The following is a 6,381-nucleotide window of genomic DNA, read 5'->3' as shown; positions in this document are numbered from 1 at the left end:
AAGTCAGGCTATGGTAAATGAATCAGTGGCTTTTAATAATAAAGACGCACAAAAGGTGGCAGCGGGAAAATCAACTACTGAAACAGTGACAGAAGATAATGCACAGACTCAGGAGGAAACTACGGAAGCACAAACTGAGGCAGCAACTACAGAAGTGGCCACGGAACCGGTGCCAGCTACACAGGTTAAGGTTATTGCTGATACTCTTAACGTACGTGATCAGGCCAATGAAGACGCAGAGGTTTTGGGAATGGTAGATCAGGACGAAGTCTTTGAGGTAATATCACAGCAGGGAGATTGGGTGGAAATTAACTATAATGGAAATAATGGATTTGTAAAATCTGAATATGTTGAAAATGTAAATAATGTACAGTAATTAATAAAAGAAATCCACGCATATATGGGTTTCTTTTTTGTCTAAATAATAGAGGCTATGCAGAAGCCAATGGCGGTTATAAAAACGTACACCTGTAAAAATTCCTGACATTTCGGGAATTACTAGTTAAAATGTAAAGTATATGTTATAATGTTCTTTACTATCTTAGAGGGAAACGGATGAAGGAAAGTCCCTTCAAAAATGTTTCCTGTGAAATGCCTTTGACTACAGGAGATACACATTATATAAGGAGGTTAGAGCTATGAATTATATAGGATGGCTTATTTTATTTGTAGTATTTGCAGTGCTTGAGCTTATATCATTAGGTCTTACATGCATATGGTTCGCAGTGGGAGCATTGGCAGGTTGTATTACGGCGCTTATTACGGATAATTGGATTATTCAGTCAATAGTGTTTATAATAGTAACGGTAGTGGTTTTGATTTTCTTAAGACCTATAGCTGTTAAGTATATAAATAATAAGGCTGAAAAAACTAATGTAGATTCACTTATTGGGAAGAAAGCCAAGGTCCTTGAGGATATTGATAACTTAAATGCAAAGGGACAGGTATCCATTGACGGTATGGAATGGACTGCAAGAAGTGAAGACGGAAGTGAAATCAAAAAGGATGCTTTAGTGGAGGTTGTTGCCATAGAAGGGGTAAAGGCTATTGTAAAGCAGGCATAATGTTGGTTGGCAGTTGGAGAGAACCACTGTTTTATCATAAATAATAATTTTTAGGAGGATTAAGTATGATTCCATTTTTAATCGTAATAGTATTGGCAATTTTATTAGTGTCTACATGTGTAAAAATCGTGCCGCAGGCACATGCATGTGTTATTGAAAGATTAGGTGTTTATAAGCAGACATGGTCTGTGGGTATTCACTTTAAAGTGCCATTTCTTGATAGAATTTCAAGAAGAGTTAATTTAAAAGAGCAGGTAGCTGATTTTGAACCTCAGCCTGTTATCACAAGAGATAATGTAACAATGCAGATTGATACAATTATTTTCTACCAGATTACAGACCCTAAGCTTTATGCATACGGTGTTGAAAATCCTATTGTTGCCATTAAAAACCTTACAGCAACAACTCTTAGAAATATTGTTGGTGATTTAGAGCTTGATGAAACACTTACTTCAAGAGAAACAATAAATGCAAGAATGAGAACAGAGCTTGATGTTGCAACTGACCCATGGGGAATTAAGGTTAACAGAGTTGAACTTAAGAATATTATTCCGCCAAGAGATATTCAGGAAGCAATGGAAAAGCAGATGAGAGCTGAACGTGAAAAACGTGAACAGATTCTTAGAGCAGAAGGTGAAAAGAAATCAGCAGTTCTTATTGCAGAAGGTAAGAAAGAAGCAGCCATTCTTAATGCAGAAGCTGATAAGCAGTCAGCTATCTTAAAGGCAGAAGCTGATAAGCAGAAGAAAATTCTTGAGGCAGACGGTGAGGCTGAAGCTATTCTTAAGGTTCAGCAGGCAACAGCTGATGGTATCAGAGCTATTAAAGAAGCAGGTGCTGATGATAAGGTTATAACACTTAAGAGCCTTGAAGCATTTGCCGCAGCAGCTGACGGTCAGGCAACAAAGATTATTATTCCATCTGAAATTCAGGGAATTGCCGGTTCAGTGAAAGCGTTAGCAGAAGTTATTAAAGATTAAAGGTACTTGGAAATGTTTAATGAAAAGATGGTCTTGTGTGGCGCTAGTGCATATGAGAAGAAATATTATTTAAATGAACAGTTTTCTAATCTCCCGGAACAGATTAAGCAGGAATTACAAATAATGTGTGTGTTGTTCACGGAAGACGTAGGAGGAATTTTTTTACTGGAGTTTCAGGAGGACGGAAGTCTCAGACTGATTACGGAAGCAGACGAAGGAGACATATTATATGATGATATCGGAAGCGGACTGAAAATCAGACAGATACAGCTGGAAAAGGCTGAATTGCTGGAATCTTTGGAAATGTATTATAAAGTATTTGTTTTAGGAGAAGATGCGTAATGCTGTTGACAGTTGATGTAGGAAATACAAATATTACACTGGGATTGTTTGAGGGAAAAGACATACATTCTACTTTCAGAATTACCACTCAGGCGGTTAGAACATCAGATGAATTTGGTTCATTGATTGCTGAAATGATAGTTAGAAAGGGAATTAATATTAAAAGCATAAAAGATGTTATTATTTCATCTGTTGTGCCTAAGGTTATGTATTCCCTTAACAGTGGAATTATTAAATATTTTGGAATTGAGCCTATAATCGTAGGTATCGGTACTAAAACAGGTATAAAAATTAATAGAACCGACCCTAGGGAGGTAGGCTCTGACAGAATAGTTGACGCAGTGGCAGCTTATGAACTTTACGGCGGACCATGTATCGTGGTGGATTTCGGAACAGCTACTACATATGATTTGATTTTAGGGGACGGAACTTTTGAAGCGGGGGTTACATCTCCGGGAATAAAGATTTGTGCCAAGGCACTTTGGGATTGTACTGCAAAACTTCCTGAGGTGGAAATCAAAAAGCCGTCATCTATTTTAGGAAAGGATACCATTTCAAGCATGCAGGCAGGTATTGTATACGGATACATCGGACAGACGGAGTATATTATTGATAAGATAAAGGAAGAAAGCGGTCTTGACAATCTTAAGGTAATTGCTACAGGGGGAATGGGACGTATAATTTATAAAAATACGGACAGAATTGATGTATATGATAACGAACTGACACTTCAGGGAATGCGAATAATTTACGAAAAGAACAGAAAATAATATGAAAATAGGTAATGTTGAAATTGAAAATAGTTTGGCATTAGGACCAATGGCAGGTGTAACAGACCTGCCATTTCGTCTGCTTTGCAAGGAACAGGGATGCGGCATATTGTATTCGGAAATGGTAAGTGCCAAGGCTATATTATACAAAAATAAAAATACAGATGTACTTCTTAACATTGACAAAAGAGAACATCCTGTGGGAATCCAGCTGTTTGGCTCCGACCCGGATATAATGGCTGAAATAGGTAGCCGTGTGGCGGAAGGGAACTGTGATTTTATTGATATAAATATGGGATGCCCGGTGCCTAAAATTGTAAATAACCATGAGGGCTCATACCTTTTGACACAGCCTAAATTGGTTGAGGAAATCCTTACAAAAATGGTTAAAGCCATTAACAAACCGGTAACTGTTAAAACAAGGAAAGGTTTTAAGGATGGGGAATCTCAGGCGGTAGAAATTGCAAAGATTGCTGAAAGCTGTGGAGTGGCAGCTGTAGCTGTTCACGGGAGAACAAGGGAGCAGTATTACGGCGGAAAGGCTGACTGGGATATTATTAAGGCAGTGAAAGAGGCGGTGAAAATCCCGGTTATAGGAAATGGTGATATTTTTTCACCACAAGATGCCAAGGCAATGAAGGAATATACCGGATGTGACGGACTTATGGTAGGAAGAGCTGCCAGAGGAAATCCGTGGATTTTTAAGGAAATTAATGAATACCTTAAAACAGGAATAGTGCCTGAGAAGCCTTCGGCAGAAGAGGTGAAAAACATGATTTTAAAACATGCATCTATGCTTATTGAGTACAAAGGCGAATATACCGCAGTGCGGGAAATGAGGAAACATATTGCCTGGTACACACAGGGTCTGCCACATTCAGCAGAGCTTAGACGCAGATGTAATGAAATAGTAAGCTGGGAGTCTCTAAAAGAGGTTATAGAATCCAGGTTATAACAAGGGGAAAAATTGGCAAAATCCCCAGTAAAATAGGGCGTTAAGGTTGACAATAAACAGTCACCTTGCTATTATAAAGTGTAAAAGTTTTGAACCAGTAGCCGATTGGAGGAATAGAAAATGGCAGAAGCAAAGAAAAATATTCTTACTTATGAAGGATTACAGAAATTAGAGGCAGAATTAGAAGATTTAAAAGTAAATAAACGTAAAGAAGTTGCAGCAAAGATTAAGGAAGCAAGAGAGCAGGGAGACTTATCAGAAAATGCTGAATATGATGCTGCAAAGGATGAGCAGAGAGATATTGAAGCAAGAATTGAAGAAATAGAGAAGATTCTTAAAAACGTTGAAGTTGTTGGTGCAGATGACATTGATGATAAGAAGATTAACGTTGGTTGTCATATTAAGATTTATGATTTTGAATATGATGAGGAATTGGAATTCAGCATTGTTGGTTCAACACAGACTAACAGCTTAAAGGGACTTATTTCAAATGAATCACCTCTTGGAAGAGCACTTATTGGAAAAGAAGTTGGTGAGGAAGTTGAAGTTGAAATGGGTGATACTGTTTCAAAATATAAAGTTCTTGAAATTAAGACAGAGAGATAAAAATTTGTATATTAGGAGTTAAAAATGGCAGAGCAGAATAAGAATAATAACCAGCAGGTGGATGTAAATCAGCTTTTAAAGGTACGTCGCGAGAAACTTGCTGATTTGCAGGCACAGGGAAAGGATCCTTTCCAGATTACAAAGTATGATGTTACAAATCATACAACAGAAATTAAGGATAATTTTGAACAGTTTGAATGTCAGCATGACGAGGAAGGAAAGCTCATTAAAGATGATGCTAAACTTGTTTCTATTGCAGGACGTATTATGCTTAAACGTGTTATGGGTAAGGCATCATTCTGTAATGTCCAGGATAAAACAGGAAATATTCAGGTTTATGTAGCCAGAAATGAATTAGGAGATGAACCTTTTGACGAATATAAAGCCTTTAAGAAGATGGATATCGGTGACATCGTTGGCGTAAAGGGATACGCATTTACTACTAAGACAGGTGAAAAGAGTATCCACGCAACAGAAGTTATACTTTTATCAAAGAGTCTTCAGATTCTTCCGGAAAAGCATCATGGTCTTACAAACACAGACTTAAGATATCGTCAGAGATATCTTGACCTTATTATGAATCCGGAAGTAAAGGATACATTTATTAAGAGATCAAAGATTATAAGTGAAATCAGAAAGTTCTTAGACGGACAGGGATTTATGGAAGTTGAAACACCTATGCTTGTTCACAATGCAGGTGGTGCGGCTGCCCGTCCTTTTGAGACACATTTTAATGCTTTAGATGAAGATGTTAAGCTTCGTATTTCATTGGAGCTTTACTTAAAGAGACTTATTGTAGGCGGACTTGAGAAGGTTTATGAAATTGGAAGAGTATTTCGTAATGAAGGTGTTGATACAAGACACAATCCGGAATTTACTCTTATGGAATTATATCAGGCATATACAGATTACCACGGTATGATGGATTTAACAGAAAATCTTTACAGACATCTGGCTGAAACGGTTTGTGGCAGCGCAAAGATTTCATACAATGGTATTGAGATGGATTTAAGTCAGCCGTTTGAGAGACTTACCATGGTAGATGCTGTTAAGAAGTATGCAGGTGTTGACTGGAATGAAGTTGAAACATTAGAACAGGCAAGAGAGCTTGCTAAAGAGCATCATGTGGAATTTGAGGAACGTCACAAGAAGGGTGACATCCTAAACTTATTCTTTGAGGAATATGTAGAGGAACATTTGATTCAGCCTACATTTATTATGGATCACCCAATTGAGATTTCTCCACTTACAAAGAAGAAACCAGAAAATCCTGATTATGTAGAACGTTTTGAGTTCTTTATGAACGGATGGGAATTGGCTAATGCTTATTCAGAGCTTAACGATCCAATTGACCAGAGAGAAAGATTCGCAGCACAGGAAGAGGCTTTTGCAGCAGGTGATGATGAGGCAGAACATACAGATGAGGACTTCTTAAATGCCCTTGAAATTGGTATGCCACCTACAGGCGGTATCGGCTTTGGTATCGACAGAATGGTAATGTTACTTACAGACTCTGCAGCAATTAGGGACGTGCTGTTGTTCCCGACAATGAAGTCCTTAGATGGTGTAAATAAGAAAAATGATGTAAATAATACAGCTTCTGAAGCACCTGAAAAAAATGTAAAAACTGAGTCTGAAAAGATTGATTTTTCTAAGGTAAAGGT

At 37.7% G+C, this 6,381-nt stretch carries 8 protein-coding genes; all 8 read left to right on the top strand.

Annotated features, from left to right (window positions below; all coding sequences use genetic code 11):
* Positions 1-376 (top strand): SH3 domain-containing protein (locus tag Q5O73_RS09690; protein WP_302669577.1); only part of this gene is annotated, 376 nt, incomplete at its 5' end.
* Positions 377-638: 262 nt separating this feature from the next.
* A complete protein-coding gene (locus tag Q5O73_RS09685; RefSeq protein ID WP_302624556.1) occupies positions 639-1,064 on the top strand; it encodes an NfeD family protein in 426 nt (141 codons plus the stop codon).
* Positions 1,065-1,129: 65 nt separating this feature from the next.
* Positions 1,130-2,044 carry an SPFH domain-containing protein gene (locus tag Q5O73_RS09680; protein ID WP_021952221.1) on the top strand — a complete coding sequence of 305 codons (915 nt, stop codon included), beginning with the start codon at positions 1,130-1,132 and terminating at the stop codon, positions 2,042-2,044.
* Positions 2,045-2,056: 12 nt separating this feature from the next.
* Positions 2,057-2,386, top strand: a complete 330-nt coding sequence (locus Q5O73_RS09675; RefSeq protein WP_021952222.1) for a DUF6145 family protein — start codon at positions 2,057-2,059, stop codon at positions 2,384-2,386.
* Positions 2,386-3,156 (top strand): type III pantothenate kinase, encoded by a 771-nt coding sequence (locus Q5O73_RS09670; RefSeq protein ID WP_302624555.1) that lies wholly within the window; start codon positions 2,386-2,388, stop codon positions 3,154-3,156. Before Q5O73_RS09675 ends, Q5O73_RS09670 begins: the two co-directional genes overlap by 1 nt.
* Before the next feature lies 1 nt (position 3,157).
* Positions 3,158-4,111, top strand: coding sequence for a tRNA dihydrouridine synthase DusB (gene dusB / locus Q5O73_RS09665; protein ID WP_302624554.1), 954 nt, complete (start codon positions 3,158-3,160; stop codon positions 4,109-4,111).
* A gap of 120 nt (positions 4,112-4,231) precedes the next feature.
* Positions 4,232-4,717, top strand: coding sequence for a transcription elongation factor GreA (gene greA / locus Q5O73_RS09660; RefSeq protein WP_302624553.1), 486 nt, complete (start codon positions 4,232-4,234; stop codon positions 4,715-4,717).
* A gap of 24 nt (positions 4,718-4,741) precedes the next feature.
* Positions 4,742-6,381, top strand: a 1,640-nt coding sequence (gene lysS, locus Q5O73_RS09655; protein ID WP_302669576.1) for a lysine--tRNA ligase, incomplete at its 3' end; no start/stop codon positions are given.

The organism is Eubacterium sp. AF15-50 (genome assembly GCF_934835595.1).
GTDB lineage: Bacteria > Bacillota > Clostridia > Lachnospirales > Lachnospiraceae > Eubacterium_G > Eubacterium_G segne.
Note: the sequence above shows the minus strand (reverse complement) of the source record. Positions and strands in the feature narration are given on the sequence as shown.